This window comes from Clostridium algoriphilum, assembly GCF_020443705.1.
Taxonomy (GTDB): Bacteria; Bacillota; Clostridia; order Clostridiales; family Clostridiaceae; genus Clostridium_AD; species Clostridium_AD algoriphilum.
Window position 1 is genome coordinate 1 of the sequence record NZ_JAIZZK010000044.1, and the last position, 20,295, is coordinate 20,295.

General features: G+C 32.1%; 21 protein-coding genes and 3 riboswitches. Of the genes, 18 read left to right on the forward strand and 3 right to left on the reverse strand.

Annotated elements, in window-relative coordinates; translation table 11 throughout:
• Positions 1 to 120 precede the first annotated feature (120 nt).
• Genes LGK95_RS19575 through LGK95_RS19585 form a run of 3 tightly spaced genes read right to left on the reverse strand, consistent with a single transcriptional unit; the run spans position 121 to position 2,371 of the window.
• Positions 121 to 864, reverse strand: a complete 744-nt coding sequence (locus tag LGK95_RS19575) for an amino acid ABC transporter ATP-binding protein (protein ID WP_226126598.1) — start codon at positions 862 to 864, stop codon at positions 121 to 123.
• 13 nt (positions 865 to 877) lie between these two features.
• On the reverse strand, positions 878 to 1,561 hold the full coding sequence (locus LGK95_RS19580) for an amino acid ABC transporter permease (protein WP_226126599.1): 684 nt from the start codon (positions 1,559 to 1,561) through the stop codon (positions 878 to 880).
• A gap of 12 nt (positions 1,562 to 1,573) precedes the next feature.
• Entirely contained in the window at positions 1,574 to 2,371 is a 798-nt protein-coding gene (locus LGK95_RS19585; RefSeq protein ID WP_226126600.1) for an amino acid ABC transporter substrate-binding protein, read from the reverse strand.
• A 588-nt stretch (positions 2,372 to 2,959) separates the two neighbouring features.
• Between LGK95_RS19585 and LGK95_RS19590 the strand changes: the two genes are divergently transcribed.
• The 18 genes from LGK95_RS19590 to LGK95_RS19675 all read left to right on the forward strand — a co-directional run bounded on the left by LGK95_RS19590 (position 2,960) and on the right by LGK95_RS19675 (position 19,895).
• Complete coding sequence (locus tag LGK95_RS19590) at positions 2,960 to 4,195, forward strand: ammonium transporter (protein ID WP_226126601.1); 1,236 nt, start codon at positions 2,960 to 2,962, stop codon at positions 4,193 to 4,195.
• A gap of 45 nt (positions 4,196 to 4,240) precedes the next feature.
• Entirely contained in the window at positions 4,241 to 4,603 is a 363-nt protein-coding gene (locus LGK95_RS19595) for a P-II family nitrogen regulator (protein ID WP_226126602.1), read from the forward strand.
• A 338-nt stretch (positions 4,604 to 4,941) separates the two neighbouring features.
• Positions 4,942 to 6,177 (forward strand): ammonium transporter, encoded by a 1,236-nt coding sequence (locus LGK95_RS19600; protein ID WP_264174621.1) that lies wholly within the window; start codon positions 4,942 to 4,944, stop codon positions 6,175 to 6,177.
• Between the two features lie 51 nt (positions 6,178 to 6,228).
• Entirely contained in the window at positions 6,229 to 6,591 is a 363-nt protein-coding gene (locus tag LGK95_RS19605) for a P-II family nitrogen regulator (RefSeq protein WP_226126603.1), read from the forward strand.
• A gap of 148 nt (positions 6,592 to 6,739) precedes the next feature.
• Entirely contained in the window at positions 6,740 to 7,636 is an 897-nt protein-coding gene (locus tag LGK95_RS19610) for a fumarylacetoacetate hydrolase family protein (RefSeq protein WP_226126604.1), read from the forward strand.
• 37 nt (positions 7,637 to 7,673) lie between these two features.
• The gene (locus tag LGK95_RS19615) at positions 7,674 to 8,996 is read left to right on the forward strand and encodes a VTT domain-containing protein (RefSeq protein WP_226126605.1); all 1,323 of its coding nucleotides are present in this window, start codon (positions 7,674 to 7,676) and stop codon (positions 8,994 to 8,996) included.
• Positions 8,997 to 9,050: 54 nt separating this feature from the next.
• Positions 9,051 to 9,731 carry a response regulator transcription factor gene (locus tag LGK95_RS19620; protein ID WP_226126606.1) on the forward strand — a complete coding sequence of 227 codons (681 nt, stop codon included), beginning with the start codon at positions 9,051 to 9,053 and terminating at the stop codon, positions 9,729 to 9,731.
• A complete protein-coding gene (locus tag LGK95_RS19625; protein WP_226126607.1) occupies positions 9,712 to 11,106 on the forward strand; it encodes a sensor histidine kinase in 1,395 nt (464 codons plus the stop codon). The genes LGK95_RS19620 and LGK95_RS19625 overlap by 20 nt, the downstream gene beginning before the upstream one ends.
• A 1,243-nt stretch (positions 11,107 to 12,349) precedes the next feature.
• Positions 12,350 to 12,622: a DUF2325 domain-containing protein gene (locus LGK95_RS19630; RefSeq protein ID WP_226126608.1), complete on the forward strand. Its 273-nt coding sequence runs from the start codon at positions 12,350 to 12,352 to the stop codon at positions 12,620 to 12,622.
• A gap of 127 nt (positions 12,623 to 12,749) precedes the next feature.
• A riboswitch (SAM riboswitch) is annotated at positions 12,750 to 12,858 on the forward strand.
• Positions 12,859 to 13,042: 184 nt separating this feature from the next.
• On the forward strand, positions 13,043 to 13,933 hold the full coding sequence (locus LGK95_RS19635; protein WP_226126609.1) for a radical SAM protein: 891 nt from the start codon (positions 13,043 to 13,045) through the stop codon (positions 13,931 to 13,933).
• A gap of 46 nt (positions 13,934 to 13,979) precedes the next feature.
• The gene (locus LGK95_RS19640; protein ID WP_226126610.1) at positions 13,980 to 14,351 is read left to right on the forward strand and encodes a NifB/NifX family molybdenum-iron cluster-binding protein; all 372 of its coding nucleotides are present in this window, start codon (positions 13,980 to 13,982) and stop codon (positions 14,349 to 14,351) included.
• 14 nt (positions 14,352 to 14,365) lie between these two features.
• Positions 14,366 to 15,244, forward strand: a complete 879-nt coding sequence (nifH, locus tag LGK95_RS19645; RefSeq protein WP_226126611.1) for a nitrogenase iron protein — start codon at positions 14,366 to 14,368, stop codon at positions 15,242 to 15,244.
• A gap of 50 nt (positions 15,245 to 15,294) precedes the next feature.
• Complete coding sequence (locus tag LGK95_RS19650) at positions 15,295 to 16,818, forward strand: nitrogenase component 1 (RefSeq protein ID WP_226126612.1); 1,524 nt, start codon at positions 15,295 to 15,297, stop codon at positions 16,816 to 16,818.
• Between the two features lie 20 nt (positions 16,819 to 16,838).
• Positions 16,839 to 18,218: a nitrogenase component 1 gene (locus tag LGK95_RS19655; protein ID WP_226126613.1), complete on the forward strand. Its 1,380-nt coding sequence runs from the start codon at positions 16,839 to 16,841 to the stop codon at positions 18,216 to 18,218.
• 49 nt (positions 18,219 to 18,267) lie between these two features.
• A riboswitch (SAM riboswitch) is annotated at positions 18,268 to 18,369 on the forward strand.
• Between the two features lie 156 nt (positions 18,370 to 18,525).
• Positions 18,526 to 18,690, forward strand: a complete 165-nt coding sequence (locus LGK95_RS19660; protein ID WP_226126614.1) for a YezD family protein — start codon at positions 18,526 to 18,528, stop codon at positions 18,688 to 18,690.
• A complete protein-coding gene (locus tag LGK95_RS19665; protein WP_319001946.1) occupies positions 18,681 to 18,854 on the forward strand; it encodes a methionine adenosyltransferase domain-containing protein in 174 nt (57 codons plus the stop codon). Before LGK95_RS19660 ends, LGK95_RS19665 begins: the two co-directional genes overlap by 10 nt.
• A gap of 75 nt (positions 18,855 to 18,929) precedes the next feature.
• Positions 18,930 to 19,703 carry an alpha/beta hydrolase gene (locus tag LGK95_RS19670; protein WP_226126615.1) on the forward strand — a complete coding sequence of 258 codons (774 nt, stop codon included), beginning with the start codon at positions 18,930 to 18,932 and terminating at the stop codon, positions 19,701 to 19,703.
• A gap of 27 nt (positions 19,704 to 19,730) precedes the next feature.
• On the forward strand, positions 19,731 to 19,895 hold the full coding sequence (locus LGK95_RS19675) for a hypothetical protein (protein ID WP_226126616.1): 165 nt from the start codon (positions 19,731 to 19,733) through the stop codon (positions 19,893 to 19,895).
• Positions 19,896 to 20,054: 159 nt separating this feature from the next.
• A riboswitch (SAM riboswitch) is annotated at positions 20,055 to 20,156 on the forward strand.
• Positions 20,157 to 20,295 lie beyond the last annotated feature (139 nt).

Consider the following 20,295-nt stretch of genomic DNA (forward strand, 5'->3'; position numbering starts at 1 on the left):
AAACAAAACTGCATTGTATTTCTTCAAAGTATTTTTTCACTTTTCAACGTGCAATTAAAACCCTAATATTTACATTCCTGTTTTTTCATAAGTTAGTTAACACTATCAAAAATTTATTGCTTAATCGGAAACTAAATTTAAGAATTGCTTTATTCGTACGTTAGTTGTGTTACTTAATAATTGCTGGGGTGTTCCCTTATCAATTATAAGTCCATTATCCATAAATATTATATTGTCTGCCACGTCTCTTGCAAAACTCATATTATGAGTAACGACTACCATTGTCATACCCTCAAGTGATAATTCCTTCATAACTTTAAGCACTTCTGCTGCAAGCTCAGGATCCAGTGCAGAAGTTGGCTCGTCAAATAGCAATACTGATGGTTCTATAGCCATAGCACGTGCTATGGCAACCCTTTGTTGTTGTCCTCCTGAGAGTTCATGAGGGTAACTGTTACACTTTTCTAAAAGTCCAACCTTTTCTAAAAGTTTTAGTGCTTTATCATGAGCAACCTTTTTAGATTGTTTAAGCACAGTTGTGAGACCCTCCATAATGTTTCCAACTACAGTCATATGAGGGAATAGGTGAAAGCCTTGAAATACCATTCCTGTGTTCCTGCGTAGTGTCAATATTTCTTTCTCAGTTGGCATTTTGTTTTCACCAAATACCAATTTATTATCTCCAATGCTTATTGTTCCTTTATTAGGCATTTCTAATAAATTAATGCACCTAAGAAGGGTTGTTTTACCTGAACCTGAAGGGCCTATTACAATTGTTGTTTCACCCTTTGCAATTCGTAAATCTATACCTTTTAAAATTTCATTATCTCCAAAACTCTTGTGTAAATTTTTTATATTAATCATGAAATTCCTCCAATTACCTAGCCACATATCTTTCAAGTTTTTTCTCTATCTTTTGTTGAAGTGCAGATAGAATAGTACAAAACATCAGATAAATAAAGCCTGCTTCACAGTATAATACGAGTGGTTCATATGTTGATGCTGTTATTTGTTGTGCAATTTGAAACATTTCTGTTAAAGTAATTGCTGCAGCAAGTGATGTATCTTTAACAAGACTTATAAAGGAATTTGAAAGTGGTGGTACAGATACTCTAGCTGCCTGTGGTAAAATTACCCTAAGTAATGATTGAGCATGAGTCATGCCAATTGAACTTGCGGCCTCCCACTGACCCTTAGGTATTGATAAAATGGCTGCTCTAATTACTTCAGAATTATAGGCCCCTACATTTAAAGTGAAACCTATAATTGCTGCTGTTAATGCTCCCATTGTTATACCAGCGGCTGGTAATCCATAGAATATTATAAATAACTGTACGAGAAGCGGTGTCCCTCTTATTATCCAAACATAAAAACTTGAAATTAGGTTTAGTGATTTATATTTTGATATACGAGCAAGAGCAGTGGCCATAGCCAAAATTGAACCAAGCAAGAAAGAAACCACGGCTACTGGAATGGTGAATTTCACACCAGCAATTAATAAAGGAAAGAAAGAATCTTTAACTATGCCGAGTATTCTTAGTGTATCTACGTCTAAATTCATTTTATCACCCTTTTATTTTGATACATCGCTACCGAAGTATTTATTCGAAATTTTTGAGTAAGTCCCGTCTGCTTTTATATCAGTTAATGCTTTATTAACTGCAGTTACTAATTCTTTATTGCCCTTTTTAAACATAATTGCACTTGGTTGCGCATTTCCTTGTTCAGCAACAACCTTAATTGCAATACCTGGTTTTTGCTTTTTAAGATCAAGGAAAGACAAACTGTCATTAACGGCGGCATCTACTCTTTTAGAAACTAAAAGGTCGATTGCTTGATTAAAGCTGTCAACTGGTTGAAGTACTGCGCCATTAGCCTTTGCAACATTAGCTAAGTTACTAGTCAATGATTGAGCAGATTTCTTACCCTTTAAATCTGCAAATTTTTTAATATTATCATTAGTACTCTTTACTATAAGCACTGCTTTTGAAACTATATATGGATTTGAGAAATCGTACTTTTTTTGTCTATCTGGTAAAATTCCAACTTGATTCACTATCATATCAAATCTCTTAGCATCGAGCCCTGCAAACATACCGTCCCACTTTGTTTCCACAAATTCTGGTTTTACACCAAGACGCTTAGATACTTCCTCTGCAATTTCAACATCAAATCCGGTTAATTTTCCTGACTTGTCATGGAAAGTATATGGTGCATATGTTCCTTCAGTACCAATTTGTATTTTCCCTTCACTCTTTATTGTTGTTAACAGATTCTTGGATGTTGTATTTTTACTAGTACTTGTTCCACATCCTACAAGTCCTACTGATGCTAGTAACAGAGTGGTAATTAATATAGATAATTTGTTCATTTATTTCCCCCTTTAAAGTAATCCTACTGTTTTAGTAAGGTATTGATTTAATAATACCATAATTCATCTTTTGTTGTCAATATAGATTTTCAATTAATAAAGGTTATTATTGATTACTACTAAGACACAATTTTACAATGCTTAAGTAATCTTCAGGCATACCAAGCTGGGGCAAAAAACCAACTTAATTTATATAAATATCTGACATTAATATTCACTTATTTTTTCTCTATTTGTAGTTTATCATCTTGTATCTTTATATATTAAATAAAGATACAAGATGATTATAAAACTGATTTTATATCAAATAATGAATTACTCTTAATATTAACATGCAATATTGTAGCTATTGAAATAAAATAAATATATAAATTTGAATGTTTACATCCTGTATTTATATGAATTTTACCTTTACATGCCCCAAATTCAAACATTATAAGAAAAGTAGGAATATTAACAGAATATTAAAACACTTGACTTTTGTTTCGAAAGTGAGTAAAATGACTTTTAATAGTAAGTAAAAATTCATTGTGACTATAAAATGAATTCTTACATCTTAGGAATAATATTTTATAAGGGGGAATTTTAATGAACGGAGTAAATGCTGCAGATACGTCATTTATAATTTTTGCAACAGCATTAGTAATGTTAATGACACCAGGACTCGCTTTATTCTATGGTGGAATGGTTAGACGAAAAAATGTACTTAGTACTACAGTACACAGCTATACAGCAATGGTAATTGTGTCACTTCAATGGGTGATTGTAGGGTATACGCTGTGTTTTGGAAAGGATTTTGCAGGATTTATTGGTAATTTTCAATTCCTTGGATTACAAGGAGTTGGATTCCTTCCAAACGCTAATTATGCAGCTACGATTCCACAATCAGTATTTATGCTGTTTCAACTTATGTTTGCAATAATTACGCCTGCTTTAATTTCAGGTGCAATTGCTGAGAGAATGAAATTTATTGCATTTGCAGTATTCATTTTATTATGGTCAATATTAGTATATGATCCAATTGCACATTGGGTATGGGGTTATGGTGGTTGGCTTAGAAATTTAGGAGCATTAGATTTTGCAGGTGGTAATGTTGTTCATATAAGTTCCGGTGTATCGGCACTTGTTGCAGCAATTGTAATAGGAAAAAGAAAAAAATTGAAAACAATTACTCCTCATAACCTTCCTATGACACTACTTGGAGCTGCAATTTTGTGGTTTGGATGGTTTGGATTTAATGCAGGTAGCGCATTAGCGGTAAATGGTATAGCACTAAATGCATTTATTACAACTAATACCTCTGCAGCTGCCGGAGCTTTAGCTTGGGGCATATGTGAGCTAGTTGTTAGAAAGAAAGTTACATCGCTCGGTATTGCAAGTGGTATAGTCGTAGGACTTGTATCAATAACTCCAGGCGCAGGTTTTGTAAGTCCTATGGCTTCAATATTAATAGGTGGATTTGGAGGTGTGATATGTTACTTCTTCGTAACTGTAGTTAAACAAAAACTTGGTTATGATGATGCATTAGATGCTTTTGGGTGTCACGGAATTGGAGGGATTTGGGGAGGAATAGCTACAGGTATTTTTGCTTCAAAGGCTATAAATTCTGCTGGTGCCAATGGACTAATATACGGTAATATTAAACTAGTAGGAATTCAATTAATAGCAATTGTAGCAACTATTGCATACTCAGCTATAATGACATTTATCATATTAAAAGTTCTAGGCAAATTTATGAGTTTAAGAGTAACAAGCGAAGAAGAAGCAGATGGATTAGATGTTTCTCTTCATGGAGAAGAGGCTTATGGTGGTCCAAATATTTAATATTATTTAATTATCATATGATATAAAGTAAAAGGGGGTAAATATATGGAAGAAATATTTTCAAGGATAGATATTATTACTTCAGCAAGTAGATTTGACGAATTAAAAGATGCTCTGAATGCAATTGGTATTAGCGGTATGACGGTATCTAATGTTTTAGGATGCGGAATACAAAAGGGGCATAAAGAATTTTATCGTGGGTTAGCTTTAGACATTAATCTTTTACCTAAAATAAAAGTAGAAGTAGTGGTTTGTGATATCCCTGTAGATTTAGTTGTAGAAACAGCAAAAAAGGTGCTACATACAGGGAAAATGGGTGATGGAAAAATATTCGTTTATGATGTAAAAAATATTATCAGAGTTAGTAATGGATCTGAAGGTCGCGATGCTCTTCGTTATGATAAATAATTAAAATTAAATAGTAATAGACCAACTTATTTTATAAGATGGTCTATTTTTTTTTTTTTATATAAAATGAAGTCTCAATAAAGTAACAGCTTGCAAGAATATACTTTTTAAATATCATACAAAGTGAAAACATTTACGGATTATATTTATGGAATTATCATTTGAATACGCTCAAAATTAAATATTATCATTAAATATACAATTTTGTAAGTATAATAAAAAACTTGACTTTTGTCATAAAATTAAGTAAAATGACATTTGTTGATAAACGAAAATTCATTGTAACTGCAATTCAATTTTTTTACATATAGGAATAATATTTAATTAGGAGGGATTTTATGAAGGCAATAAATGCTGCAGATACGTCATTTGTGATTTTTGCGACAGCATTAGTAATGCTTATGACACCAGGATTAGCATTGTTTTATGGAGGAATGGTAAGAAGGAAAAATGTACTTAGTACGACAGTGCACAGTTATGCGACAATGGCAATTGTATCAATTCAATGGGTTCTAATAGGGTATACATTATGTTTCGGAAAAGATTTTGCTGGATTTATTGGTAATTTTCAATTTCTTGGATTGCAAGGAGTGGGATTTCTTCCAAACGCTAATTATGCAGCTACGATTCCACAATCAGTATTTATGTTATTTCAGCTTATGTTTGCAATAATTACTCCTGCTATAATTTCGGGAGCAATTGCTGAACGAATGAATTTTTTTGCGTTTTCGATATTCATTTTATTATGGTCAATAATAGTTTATGATCCAATTGCACACTGGGTGTGGGGTGCTGGCGGATGGCTTAGAAATATGGGGGTATTAGATTTTGCAGGTGGCAATGTTGTTGAAATAAGTTCGGGTATATCAGCACTTGTTGCAGCACTCGTAATAGGAAAGAGAAAAAAATTAAAAACAATTACTCCTCATAATCTTCCTATGACAATGTTAGGCGCCGGAATTTTGTGGTTTGGATGGTTTGGATTTAATGCTGGCAGCGCACTAGCAATAAATGGTGTAGCATTAAATGCATTTATTACAACGAATACATCTGCTGCTGCTGGTATTATAGCTTGGAGTATATGCGAGGTAGTTGCTAGAAAAAAAGTTACGTCACTCGGTATTGCAAGCGGTATGGTTGCAGGACTTGTAGCCATAACTCCAGGGGCAGGTTTTGTAAGCCCTTTGGCATCAATATTAATAGGCGGAATTGGAGGCCTGTTATGTTACTTTAGCGTAACGGTAGTTAAACAAAAATTCGGCTATGATGATTCATTAGATGCTTTTGGGTGTCATGGAATTGGAGGGATTTGGGGAGGAATAGCTACTGGTATTTTTGCTTCAAAGGCTATAAATTCTGCTGGCGCAAATGGATTAATATATGGTAATATTAAATTAGTAGGAATTCAACTGATAGCAATTGTAGCAACTATTGCATACTCAGGAATAATGACCTTCATTATATTAAAAGTAATAAGTAAATTTATGAGTTTAAGAGTAACAAGTGAAGAAGAAATGGATGGATTAGATGTTTCTTTACATGGTGAAGAGGCTTATGGTGGGATAGATATTTAACTCACTAAGGTAATTATTTCGAATATTTATAAAATAGAAGGGGGTATGATCATGGAAGAAAAGTTTTCAAAGGTAGATATTATTACTTCATCAAGTAGATTTGATGAATTGAAAGATGCCCTAAACGAAATTGGTATTAGCGGGATGACAGTATCTAATGTTTTAGGATGCGGAATGCAAAAGGGGCATAAAGAATTTTATCGTGGCTTATCTTTAGACATTAATCTTTTACCTAAAATAAAAGTAGAAGTAGTGGTTTGTGATATTCCTGTAGATTTAGTTGTCGAGACAGCAAAAAAAGTACTGCATACAGGAAAAATGGGCGATGGAAAAATATTTGTTTATGATGTCAAAAACATTATTAGAATTAGCAACGGATCAGAAGGTCGCGATGCTCTTCGTTATGATAAATAAATTCTAATTTAAAAGAAATAGACCAACTTATTTTATTAGTTGGTCTATTTTTTTATATGAAAAAAGGGACATAATTGTAGTTTATTGTTATAATTTTAGTAATGCTTTATTGAATAATAATTTAAATATAAAAAGGAGAATTAAAATTATGAAATTTGTTACCTATATAAAAAATAGTAAGGAAAGCGTAGGAATAGTTATTGAGGAAAAGGTCATACTTGTAAACGAAGTCCTTAATGTGATAGGAGAGAATAATGTTAGTTCTATGACTGAACTAATAGAAAAAACTAACGAAAATATAATAGAAAAAATAGAAACAGCTATCAAAAATCATAATTTTAATTACGATTTATTGAATTCAGTTAAAATACTTGCACCAATACCAAATCCAAAAAGAAATATATTTTGCCTTGGTAAAAATTATGTAGATCATGTAAAAGAAATTAAGTCTACTAAAATATCAGATACAGGTATACCGGATTTCCCTATATATTTTACTAAGGTTGCTTCTCCTGCAATTGGAATTGGAGAGTCAATTAAGTTTTCTTATGATGTTACATCGCAGGTGGACTATGAAGTTGAGCTAGCTATTATAATTGGCAAAGAGGGAATTAATATTAGCCATGATAGTGCAGAAGATTATATTTTTGGCTATACAATAGTAAACGACGTTTCAGCTAGGGATTTGCAAGGAAATCATATACAGTGGTTTAAAGGAAAAAGTTTAGACACATTTTGTCCCATGGGGCCTTATATAATACATAAAAACGAGATTCCATTTCCTGTGGAGTTAAATATTAAATGTAGTATTAATGGGGAATTAAGACAGAATTCAAATACTAAAAATTTGATTTTTGATATACCATATATCATTAGTGATTTATCAAAAGGACTAACTTTAAAACCCGGCGATATAATTTGCAGCGGAACACCAAGTGGTGTTGGTTTGGGATTTAAACCTCCTAAGGCATTAAAAAATGGAGATGTTGTGGAATGTTACATAGAAAATATAGGAGAACTAGTTAATGAAGTTATTGTTGTTTAGTCCATAATTTAAGGTATCAAAGATAGGTGGTTATATTTTGCATTTTGTAATAGAACTAATGAATAATTATGGATATATTATTTTGTTTAGCGCTTTATTGCTTGAACTAATTGCATTTCCTCTTCCAGGTGAATTAATAATGACATATTGTGGGTTTCTTGTTTATCAATCTAAAATGAATTGGATTGTAAGCATTTTTATAGCTACATCTGGGGTGGTAATAGGTATTACAATAGCATATTTTTTTGGATCTAAGTTAGGTGCCAAGTTTTTTAAAAAATATGGTTCATACGTTCATCTTGGACCAAAGCAATTGGAGAAAACATCAAAGTGGTTTAATTCGTGGGGCAATATATTATTGATTTCAGCATATTTCATTCCTGGTGTCAGACATATTACTGGGTATTTTTCAGGAATAACAGAGATTTCATATAAGAGATTTGCTTTAAATGCATATTTTGGAGCTTTAATATGGACATCTACTTTTATTTCATTAGGTAGAGTTCTTGGGCCAGACTGGGGAAAATTTCATAGTTATATATCGGAATATTTACTTATCGGTAGTTTGAGTATATCTTTAATTTTTATTATTATCTATGCTTATAGAAATCATAAGACACAGATAATTAATAGTACTTATAAAATTCTAAATAAAACTATAATTACCTTTCACTCCATGGGAAGAATGAAAGTCGCTGTAGCGGTTGTTGCAGCTGCTTTTTTAATGCTTGACCTTCTTGTAATTGGTGTAGTTCACGATTATTTAGTTGATGAATTTGATCAATTCAATGTTGTTGTATCTTTTTTAGTAAATATTATTTTCACTAAAAGATGGTCATATTTAATTAGTTACTTTGATTTAATAACTTCATTTAAGTTATTACTACCACTTACTATTCTCATATTAATATGGATTATAAAAAAGAATAGAAATATATTTCTTGAGATTCAGTTTATATTTATAGTAATAGGTGGCGGTGAAATGCTACAAGTTATTTTAAAGAATATTTTTAAACGTGTAGGGCCTTCTTCAATAAGCTTAATAGAAAATAGCAGATATACATTTCCAAGTAGTGAATCGTTAATGGCTGTTGTTGCATATGGTTTCTTTGCCTTTTTAATAGGGAGCAATGTAAAGAGAGTATGGACTAAAACCGCAGTTTTAATTGTAACTTTAATTATTTGTTTATTTGCAGGTATCAATCCAATATACTCTCAAACTGAATATCCAAGTGATGTTTATGCAGGGTATATTTTTGGTGGAATTTGGTTGACTATAAATATTATTTTATTGGAAGTTTATCGAATACTACCTAAAATACAAATAAATGAAATTAGTAAAAAATTTCCTAGGCAATAGTTTATATATGATTAATTACTTGTTTACTATACTAAATTAAAGGGGAGTATTAGCTTGAACGAAATTAAAATTCTATTAGTGGAAGATGAAAAGTTAATGTCAATGTTTGTTGAAATGGAATTAAGTCATGAAGGATATATAGTTGATGTAGCTTATAATGGACGGGTGGGTCTAGATATGGCTGAGAAAAATGAGTATGATTTGATACTTCTTGATATTATGATACCAGGAATTAATGGAATTGAGGTTTGTAGACGAATAAGAAAGTCATCGCAAGTACCTATCATTATGCTTACAGCAAAAAGTGATATATCAGACAAGGTTATAGGACTAGATGTAGGTGCAAATGATTACCTTACAAAGCCATTTGCAATAGAGGAACTATTAGCAAGAATTAGAGTGTATATAAGAAATAAATATGCAAGCGCTAATACTTATGAAATTAAGGTGAAAGATATTATTATGGATAATAAAGCTCATAATGTTGTTCGAGGTGGTAAGGTAATTGAACTTACAAAAAAGGAATATGACCTTTTAGAGATATTGCTAATAAATAAAAATGTTGTGCTTACAAGATCGCAATTAATTGAGAAGGTTTGGAGTTATGACTATATAGGTGACACCAATGTAGTGGATGTGTTTATAAGATATTTGAGAAGTAAAATCGATGATGGTTTCGAAGATAAGCTTATAACTACAGTAAGAGGTGTAGGATATGTTATCAAAGGTAATTAATTATTGTCTTAAAATTATTAAGAGCGCGAAGATTTCTCTAAAACTGACTATAGTTTATGCTGTAATGTTTTCATTAGTATTACTCATTTTAAATGCCTCCATTCTTTACGGAATAAAATATTATTTGTATAGTCAGGCAAATAAACAAATAGAAGATGTTAAGACTATAGTGATAAATAAGATTATTTCTCAAGATGAGAATATAAATCTATCTGATAAAAAAATGATTTCAGATGTTCCTTCAAAACAAAATGTGTCAATAAGAATACTAAAGGGAGATGGGAAGGTACTAAACTTATCTAGCGAATTTGATTACAATATTAAAGTTAAAAAGCCATTTGACGAAATAATGAATATTAAAGAAGATGACAAACATTTAGTATATAAAAATATAAAGATTGAAACTATAGGAAATGAAGTGGCATATATTCAAGTAGTTAAGGATATGGATAACGAATATGACTTTATGAAAATATTGTTTCTTTTAATGGCGATAGCTGATTTTATAGGTATGATTGCTTCCGTTGTATTAGGGTACAGCATCAGCAAAAATATGTTGAAACCTATTGATGAAATAACAAATGCTGCTGATAATATTAGCATTAATAATTTAAAAGAAAGAATTGAGGTTGCGGGTCCAGACGATGAACTTAAAAGATTAGGGATTACTTTCAACAAAATGATAGATAGGCTTCAAGATGCTTTTGACAGGCAGATTCAGTTTGTATCTGATGCGTCGCATGAGCTTAGAACCCCTATTGCAGTTATACAAGGTTATGCAAACCTACTTGATAGATGGGGAAAAGATGACAGAGAAGCTTTAGAAAAGTCTATTAATGCTATTAAGCTCGAGACTGGTAATATGGCAAACTTAGTTGAAAAACTATTATTTATAGCTAAGGGTAATAGTGAAAATCAAAGTATAAAGAAAAAAGAATTTATGCTTAATAATCTCATTTGTGAGGTACTAAGAGAAAGTAAGATTATTGATGATAGCCATGTAATAAAAAGTAGTAGGAATGATAATGTTTGCATAGTTGCAGATTACAATATGATCAAGCAAATGCTTAGGATATTAATTGATAATAGTATTAAATTTACACCGGAACATGGTAAAATTGATATAAATTCAGAGATTGAAAATAAAACGGTGAAAATTACTGTTAGTGATAGTGGCATAGGAATACCTAGCGATGAAATTCAGAATATATTTGAAAGATTTTATACTGTAGATAAATCTAGATATAAAGAAAAAGGTGGCACAGGCCTTGGACTATCTATTGCTAGATTGATAGTGGAAATGCATAAAGGAACAATAAATGTAGAGAGTGAAGAAGGCTTTGGAACAAAAATAACTGTAATATTAAACATTTAGCTAACAGATTTATCTGCTCGCTAGATGTCTAATTTAATAATTGTAAATTCTATCATTTTTATCTCAGTTGCTAGAGAAAAAAGTTTCGTTATCAATACTGTCACAGGTCCAAATTTGAATTTTACCTTCGTTTATATAATTTTCAAGTACTTCAATCATTCCTGAATCTTCATATTGAAAAAACCTTCCACAAACTTCCTTTTTTATTTTTCTAACTGGATATAGCTTACAATTTCTTTTACTTTGTCTAAATTTATTGATCTAAATTGGTAAGCACTATTTCCCATGGCTCTACTAAATATATCTTCAATATCATCAAAATTAACAATTTAACCTGAGTAGGTTTGCAAAATTTGTTTATGGTTGTGAACATAATTTTTATGCCTTTTACGGATTGCATACCCTGTATAATATTTACCTAAGTAAGGTACACCTACTTTGTTGTTTACAACCATATTTGCCCATTCTTTATAAATATCAATATCCTAAGAAAAATTTATTGCATCAGTCATCCACGCATCTGGTGGTCTCATATTAACTTCTAAGGCAATTATTCCCCCATCTTTTGAGGGATTCAAATCTATCAATTCTTCCATATTTATGAGTAAAGAAACCAACTGCTTTAAGTACCTCATCATAATTTTCCATGTTATTTATTTTATAGTACTCTGTTAAAGATAGTTTAAGTTTTTCGCTTAAAGAAGAAAAATCAACTTCGCCAATTCCTAGAACGTTAGCCCCACATTTTTGTAATTGGTAACAAAATTCAGAATTATTTTTTGGGAATTGTGGAGAAATATAAAATTCAAAAAAAACCACCCCATTAGTACTTTTTAAAAATTGTTGTAATATATCATATATGAGATTTCTGAAGTTGGATTATTCTAAAATAGTAATCATATATGAATACTAAAATTAATATTTATTTTAACAGTAAGTATTTATAATGTCAATTTATTTTATGATAAAAAACTTAAATCGATAATATGTAATAAGGATAATGCTGATATGTAAATAATGGAATTAGAAATATACTGCATTAATGTATATGTGAGATATTTTAATTAATGTTAAATTTGTTTTTATTATAAATAACTTGCATATTCCAACAATACATAGTAATATAATAGGAATAGTAGGAAATGAATAGATTGAAATTTCTAATAAATAAATATTTCAAATAGAAAGGTGGTGAAAACCGTTGTAAGAATAGGGGGTTATAATTTTCTTTAACGGTGGGGCTATGAGTGTATTAATTGTAGGTGGGGATAATATTGAAATGATAAATTGTAATCTCTGTAAATATGGATATTGTGTAGCTAAACATATAACTGGACGCAAGAACAAACATAAATGTATTGATATATCTAAAGATATTGATTTGATTTTAGTATTAACTGATTATGTTAGTCATGGAGTAAGTAACCATGTAAAAAAAGAGTCTAAAAGGCTTGGTATAAAGACTATATACTCAAAACGTGCGTGGTCAAGTGTTGAAAGCTTATTAATGGGCTAAATAGAGGTAAGTATTTTGTATTGTCTATAACAAAAACATTTTAAGTTTGCTGTTGACATTTGAAAAAGTTGTAAGTATAATGAACCTCAAGCAATCAAAAATTGCAATAAATAGAATTAAATATTTATTCTTATCTAGAGAAACTGAGGGATTGGCCCGATGAAGTTTCAGCAACCACATGGTTTTTGACATGCAAGGTGCTAAGTCCATCAGAACTGTGTTCTGGAAGATGAGTGAAGGTGCTATTAAAGTGAACCCTTCTAAAGGGTTATTTATGCATTTTATCCTCCTCTTTTATGAAAAGAAGAGGATTTTTTTATCGAAATTTATAAGGGAAAAATAACTAGTATTTAAAACTCACAATTTGAAAAAATTTACAGAATAATGAGTGATTTTTAAAAATAGTGAAGGAGGAAGCCTATGGTAAACAGCAATAGTAAAAATAAAAAATTTTCACATCTGGCAAAATTACATCCATGCCTAAGCAAAGATGCACATTCGAATTTTGGAAGGATCCATCTTCCCGTAAGTCCTGCCTGCAATATACAGTGCAAGTTTTGCATTAGAGATTGTAATAGCAATGAAGAGAGACCTGGAGTTGCAAGTGGCATCTTAGATCCAAAGGATGCAGTTGAAACTATAAGAAAAGCCTTGGAACTATGCCCACAAATAACTGTAGTAGGAATTGCGGGACCTGGTGATACATTGGCAACGACACAGGCAATTGAAACATTTAAGCTCATTGATGTCACATATCCTGACCTAATAAAATGTATGAGTACTAATGGATTATTGCTTTATAAATATGCAATGGAGCTTTATGAAGTGGGAGTGGACACAATAACTGTTACAGTAAATGCGGTAGATTCATATATTCAAAGTCAAATTATATCTCATATAGTGTATGAGGGCAAAATATATTATGGTGAAGAAGCGGCAAAAATTCTTATTGAAAATCAACTAAAGGGGATCGCGGTAATGAGTAGACTAGGGGTGATAGTTAAGGTGAATTCTGTATTAATACCTGGTATTAACGATGAGCATATTGAAGAGATAGCAAAAACTGTTAAGGCGGCAGGTGCAACTTTATATAATATAATTCCACTTATTCCTCAACATGAATTTAGTCTAATACCAGCACCTACATGTGAACAATTGGACAAGGCAAGAACATTGGCTGAAAAACATCTTGAGGTATTTAGGCATTGCAAACATTGCCGTGCAGATGCATGCGGAATACCAGGAAAAGAAGATCTTTCAAGTAAACTTTATGGAGCACAAATGAATCTTGAAACCTTTTCACATGGCTAAATTATCACTTGAGGTGCTTCAATATTAATATAATAGGGGTGATTTAATGTCATACGAAATAGCTGTTGCAAGTAGTGATGGCAAGGTTGTTAATCAGCATTTTGGAAAAGCTACTAATTTTTTAATTTTTAAAGTTGAGGGGAGTAATTTTAAGTATCTAAAGTTATTAGAAACGCAATCATTTTGTAATTATGGAGAACATGATGAAACAGAGCTTTTGTCAGCAGTGGAAGCACTTGAAGGTTCAAGAGCAGTTTTAGTTAGTCAAATTGGTAATGGTGCGGCTAATGCACTGAAATCAAAAGGAATAGACGCTTTTGATGTCCGTGATTTCATAGAGGACGCTCTGAAAAAATTAATTAAATATTATTCAGACATCGATAAAAGTACAAGCTTGGAAACATCAAATTTGGAATAATAGGAGTGATAAAAATGGCAAAAAAAATTAAACAAATAGCAATATACGGTAAGGGTGGTATTGGTAAGTCAACTACAACTTCAAATATTAGTGCAGCATTATCAAAACAAGGTTATAAGGTTTTACAATTTGGTTGTGACCCTAAAAGTGATTCTACAAATACTTTAAGAGGTGGGGATTATATTCCTACTGTATTAGATACGTTAAGAGAAAAGAATTCAGTAAAAGCACAAGATGTATTATTTAGAGGATTTAATGGAATATATTGCGTCGAAGCAGGTGGTCCAGCACCAGGAGTTGGTTGTGCGGGGAGAGGAATTATAACTGCAGTTCAATTATTTAAACAGCAAAGAGTATTTGAAGAACTTGATTTAGACTACGTTATATATGATGTTTTGGGAGATGTTGTTTGCGGTGGGTTTGCGGTTCCAATAAGAGAAGGAATAGCCGAGCATGTATTTACAGTATCATCATCAGATTTCATGTCAGTATATGCATCAAACAATCTATTCAAAGGAATACAAAAATACTCAAAGTCAGGTGGAGCATTGCTTGGAGGTATTATAGCAAACTCAATTAATTCTCCTTATTCAAAAGATATAGTTGATGATTTTGCAAGAGTAACTAATACCAAAATAATGGAATATGTGCCAAGATCTATTACCGTAACCCAAAGTGAACTTCATGGCAAAACAACAATTGAGAATGCTCCCAATTCAGAACAGGCTAAGATTTACAATAGGCTTGCAACGAAAATTAATGAACATACAGAGTCAAAAACTCCATCACCACTAGGTGTTCAGGAACTAAGAGATTGGGCAGCAAAATGGGCGGATGTATTACTTGATTTAGAAAAAGGTGCAGGAGGAATTCAGGCTTCTGGAATTTTATAATGATAATTGACACAATCAAATAATTTTATTGAAATAGGGGGAATGTATTTATGAAAATTAATCTTGATACACCAGTTGTGGAAAATCGTGAACAGCGGCTGGGTACCATAATTGCTTGGGATAATGGTAGTGCAACGAATCTTTTAAAGGAATCATCAACAATATGTAGTGGATGCGGAGCAAATAATGGAGAAAGGTTATGCGAATCTACGGGCCCATTTACTCAGGGATCTGTGTGTAGTGAAATGATGGTTGAATGCCAGGCGGGAAATATTCGTGATGCAGTACTTATACAACACTCACCTATTGGTTGTGGTGCTGGTCAAGTAATTTACAACTCTATATATCGTAATGGACTTGCAATGCGTAAGTTGCCAGTTGAAAACATTAGAATAATGAGTACTAATCTACAAGAATCAGACATGGTGTTTGGAGGAATTGCAAAACTTGAACAATCTATAAGGGATGCGTGGAATCGTCACAAACCTAAGGCTATTTTCATTGGTACATCTTGCGCTACTGGTATTATTGGTGATGATGTAGATAGCGCAGCTGCGAAATTAGAAGAGGAGCTCAAGATTCCTGTTATACCATTACATTGTGAGGGATTTAAATCTAAGCATTGGAGTACAGGTTTTGATGCTGTACAACATGGACTTTTGAGACAAATTATAAGAAAGAATCCTAAAAAACAGAAAGATTTGGTAAATGTCATTAATTTGTGGGGTACGGACGTATTTACTCCAATGCTCGCAGAACTCGGACTTAGAGTTAACTTTGTAGTTGATATGGCAACTGTTGATGAATTAGCGCAAATGTCGGAAGCTGCAGCTACAGTAGGATTTTGTCACACATTGTCTTCGTACCTAGCAGCAGGACTGGAACAAGAATTTGGAGTGCCTGAAATTAAGTCTCCTCAACCGTACGGGTTTGATGGAACTGATGCTTGGCTTCGGGAACTTGCACATGTAACTCATACTGAGGAGAAAGCAGAAGTATATATAGCAAAGGAACATGCAAGAGTTGCTCCTCGCCTTGCAGAACTTAAAAAACTTCTTAAGGGTAAAAAAGGATATGTTGCCACAGGTTCATCTTATGCACATGGATTAATCTCAGTGCTTCGAGAATTGGGAGTTGAGGTAAATGGATCTCTTGTATTCCATCACGACCCAATTTATGATAGCCAAGATCCACTTGCAAGCACTCCTGATTCTAGCAAGAATTCTCTTGAATTTATGGTTAATAATACTGGAGATGTTCCTAATTTTAGTGTAAGTAATCGTCAGCAATATCAGTTTTATGGACTACTTAAGAGAGTAAATCCTGACTTTATCCTTGTTAGGCACAATGGACTTGCGCCACTTGCATCAAAAATGGGTATTCCAGCCGCTCCACTTGGTGATGAACACCATGCTTTAGGATATCAAGGAATACTTAATTTAGGAGAAACTATTTTGGATATTTTGGCACATAAGAAGTTTCATCTAGATATTGCAGCGCATACAAAATTACCGTATAAACAATGGTGGTTAGAACAGGAAGATCCGTTTGTCCTTGCAAAAGAAATAATATAAGAAGTATGGAGGGAAATATTATGAGTAATTTTGATGATAAAAAATTAGAAATAGTACCAGAAGACACGGTTAAGACTAATTCAATAGAACAGGTTCGTTATGTATGTTCTCTGGGAGCATCACATAGCGCATCAGCAATTCCAAGAGTAATTCCTATAACTCATTGTGGACCAGGTTGTGCTGATAAACAATATATGAATCTTGCATTTTACAATGGATTCCAAGGAGGAGGATATGGTGGTGGAGCAGTGGTTCCAAGTACTAACTGTTCTGAAAAAGAGGTTATATTTGGAGGAGCAGAGAGGCTTACAGAATTGATTGAGTCAACTATTAAAATTCTAGATGCGGATTTGTTTGTTGTAGTAACGGGTTGTATTTCAGATCTGGTAGGCGATGATGTTGAATCTGTAGTAAGTGATTTTCAAGAAAAAGGGGTTCCCATCGTAGTTGCAGAGACTGGTGGATTTAAAGGAAATAATTTTACCGGACATGAACTAATAACTAAAGCTATAATAGATCAATATGTGGGAGAATATGATGGACCAAGAGAAAAGGGAACGGTAAATGTTTGGTCTTTGCTCCCTTACCATAATACATTTTGGCGTGGCGATCTTACAGAAATAAAAAGAATTCTGCAAGGTATTGGCCTTAAGGTAAATATCTTATTTGGACATGATTCAGAAGGAGTTTCAGAGTGGAAAAATATACCTAAGTCTCAATTTAATCTGGTTCTTTCTCCATGGCTTGGGCTTAAAACTGCAGAGCATTTAAAAAATAAATATAATCAGCCTTATTTACATGTACCTATTATCCCTATTGGAGGTATGGAGACCAGTGCTTTTCTGCGAAATGTTGTGAATTTTGCTGGACTTAATGTAGATAGAGCAGAGGTTTTTATTCAAGCGGAAGAAAAAATCTATTATAACTATTTGGGAGACTTCACGGATTTTTATGCCGAATATTGGTGGGGATTACCTGCAAAATTTGCAATTATTGGTGATAGTGCCTATAACATTGCTTTAACAAAGTTTTTGGTAAATCAGTTAGGGCTAGTTCCTGGAAAGCAAATTATTACGGAAAATCCACCAGAGGAATATAGAGAAAAAATTCGCAAATTATATGAAAATATTGCGGAGGATGTTTCAACAGACGTTGAATTTGAAGAAGATAGTTATACCATTCATAAAATATTACGGGATACAGACTACGGTCATAAGCCACCAATAATATTTGGTACCACATGGGAACGAGATCTTGCAAAAGAACTTAAAACTTCCATAGTAGAAGTTGGGTTTCCTACATCTTATGAAGTAGTAATTTCTAGATCGTATATAGGATACAGAGGTGCGTTAACTTTATTAGAAAAAATCTACACAACGACAGTAAGTACCAGTGCTTAATATAGTTTTAAAAACTTTAATATATTTTCAAATTAAAATTAAATAAAACTTCTTATCAAGAGTGGTGGAGGGACTGGCCCTGTGAAACCCGGCAACCTGAATTTAATTCACAGGTGCTAATTCCAGCAGGTTCAGACCTTGAAGATGGGAAGCTAATGGAAAAAATCTTCCTATAGCTAGCCTATAGGTGGATTTTATTTATTTTAGATAGAGTTTAATTTAAATAAAATATTTTATATAATACACATTATCGCAAAAGATGGAGAATAACTAATTTGTAACTTCTTAATATTGAAGGAAGGTAGGTATGGTGGTAAAAAAATTAACGATTGATAATAAGACTATCTCAGAAGAAAATTTAAAAAAGCTTTTAGAGTTACTTAAAACAACTCAATATGGATCTGTAACATTAGTGGTACAGGATGGGGTAGTAATACAAATAGAACGAACTGAGAAGTTAAGATTAAGATAACTAAGGAGTTAAGTAAAAACAAACACTATCTGGCTACAAAAAATCTGGACTTAAAAAGACCAATATATAAACAAACTGCTGCTTATGGTCATTTTGGAAGAAATGATTTAATATTGCCTTGGGAAAAATTAAATAAAGTTGATGAGATAAAAAAACATTTATAAAATAAGATGATGTAATTTTAATAGATGTAAAATGTACGTTCATGAATTATCTATGAGATATGGAGGTGTATTCCAATGCAAAAGGAAATAGAATTAGAAAGTGGAAATTTAATGCTTAGGGGCATGCTCCATCTTCCTGAAGTTATTAATGATAAGGTGCCAATAGTTATAATATATCATGGCTTGTGTGGAGATAAAATGGGACCTCACTTCATATTTGTAAAACTCTCTAGACTACTTGAAAGAGTTGGAATAGCAAGTGTAAGATTTGATTTTGCAGGAAGTGGTGAAAGTGAAGGAGATTTTATAGATATGACTATGGGTACTGAGCTTAAAGATGCTAATAACATTTTAGATTATGTAAGAACCTTGGATTTTGTAGATAAAGATAAGATCGGGATTATAGGATTAAGTATGGGAGGCGCAATTGCTAGCATGATTGCAGGAAACAGAAAAAGTGATATAAAAACAATGTGTTTATGGGCACCTGCAGGAAATATGGAAGAAATAATTTTAGATAATAACTATATTGGTGATAATTATGAAGAATTTAGACAGAAAGGTTATTTTGATGCTGAGGGATTACCTATTGGTACAGGATTTGTGGATTATCTTAAAGGTCTAACAATTTACGAAAAAGCGGCTGCGTATGATAAAAAATCTCTTATAATACATGGAGATAAAGACGAGGTAGTTCTACTAAGTACATCACAAAAATACATTAATTTTTTTAAGAAGTCTTCGCAATTAAAAATAATTAGTGGAGCAAATCATACTTTTGACAAAAAAGAATGGGAAGAACAAGTAATTAAGCATACATTAGAATTTTTACAAGTAGAATTAATATAAATCTGCAAAAATATAGGAGGAATAAACGTGGATATAAAAGCAAATAGTGAATTTGTTGATTTAGATGAATTTCTAGAAGGTATTCTACAAGGGAATGACGAAGTAGAAGATTATAATTATCTGGAGGTCGAGGTATTAAATTTTAATGGTGAACAAATTACAGGATATTTTAAAAATGAGATATTATACTAGATGTTACTTGACATTTTCTTGAAATAGTATTATGATAATAGAATAATTACTAAATATATAGGATTACTAGGTATTAAGAATAACTAAACAATAATTTTCTGAAATTTACATTTTAAATTAGAGTTTAATATATGATCAAAATTAAAACTAAATAAATACTTCTTATCAAGAGTGGTGGAGGGACTGGCCCTGTGAAACCCGGCAACCTGAATGTAATTTATAGGTGCTAATTCTAGTAGGTTTAAACCTTGAAGATGGGAAGCTAATAGGGAAAACATCCTCCTATAGCTATTGAACTGAACCATGGTTAATGGACACTAAAAATAAACCCCTACCATAGAATATCTTGAATTTACGTAAGCTGACACCGTTTTTCATATGGTGTCAGTTTTGTTTTTAG

What these genes read in the sequence shown, in the direction of transcription:
- LGK95_RS19575 (WP_226126598.1), bottom strand. Translation starts at nt 864, where the DNA reads ATGATTAATATAAAAAATTTACACAAGAGTTTTGGAGATAATGAAATT.
- LGK95_RS19580 (WP_226126599.1), bottom strand. Translation starts at nt 1,561, where the DNA reads ATGAATTTAGACGTAGATACACTAAGAATACTCGGCATAGTTAAAGAT.
- LGK95_RS19585 (WP_226126600.1), bottom strand. Translation starts at nt 2,371, where the DNA reads ATGAACAAATTATCTATATTAATTACCACTCTGTTACTAGCATCAGTA.
- LGK95_RS19590 (WP_226126601.1), top strand. Translation starts at nt 2,960, where the DNA reads ATGAACGGAGTAAATGCTGCAGATACGTCATTTATAATTTTTGCAACA.
- LGK95_RS19595 (WP_226126602.1), top strand. Translation starts at nt 4,241, where the DNA reads ATGGAAGAAATATTTTCAAGGATAGATATTATTACTTCAGCAAGTAGA.
- LGK95_RS19600 (WP_264174621.1), top strand. Translation starts at nt 4,942, where the DNA reads ATGAAGGCAATAAATGCTGCAGATACGTCATTTGTGATTTTTGCGACA.
- LGK95_RS19605 (WP_226126603.1), top strand. Translation starts at nt 6,229, where the DNA reads ATGGAAGAAAAGTTTTCAAAGGTAGATATTATTACTTCATCAAGTAGA.
- LGK95_RS19610 (WP_226126604.1), top strand. Translation starts at nt 6,740, where the DNA reads ATGAAATTTGTTACCTATATAAAAAATAGTAAGGAAAGCGTAGGAATA.
- LGK95_RS19625 (WP_226126607.1), top strand. Translation starts at nt 9,712, where the DNA reads ATGTTATCAAAGGTAATTAATTATTGTCTTAAAATTATTAAGAGCGCG.
- LGK95_RS19630 (WP_226126608.1), top strand. Translation starts at nt 12,350, where the DNA reads ATGAGTGTATTAATTGTAGGTGGGGATAATATTGAAATGATAAATTGT.
- LGK95_RS19635 (WP_226126609.1), top strand. Translation starts at nt 13,043, where the DNA reads ATGGTAAACAGCAATAGTAAAAATAAAAAATTTTCACATCTGGCAAAA.
- LGK95_RS19640 (WP_226126610.1), top strand. Translation starts at nt 13,980, where the DNA reads ATGTCATACGAAATAGCTGTTGCAAGTAGTGATGGCAAGGTTGTTAAT.
- nifH (WP_226126611.1), top strand. Translation starts at nt 14,366, where the DNA reads ATGGCAAAAAAAATTAAACAAATAGCAATATACGGTAAGGGTGGTATT.
- LGK95_RS19650 (WP_226126612.1), top strand. Translation starts at nt 15,295, where the DNA reads ATGAAAATTAATCTTGATACACCAGTTGTGGAAAATCGTGAACAGCGG.
- LGK95_RS19655 (WP_226126613.1), top strand. Translation starts at nt 16,839, where the DNA reads ATGAGTAATTTTGATGATAAAAAATTAGAAATAGTACCAGAAGACACG.
- LGK95_RS19660 (WP_226126614.1), top strand. Translation starts at nt 18,526, where the DNA reads ATGGTGGTAAAAAAATTAACGATTGATAATAAGACTATCTCAGAAGAA.
- LGK95_RS19670 (WP_226126615.1), top strand. Translation starts at nt 18,930, where the DNA reads ATGCAAAAGGAAATAGAATTAGAAAGTGGAAATTTAATGCTTAGGGGC.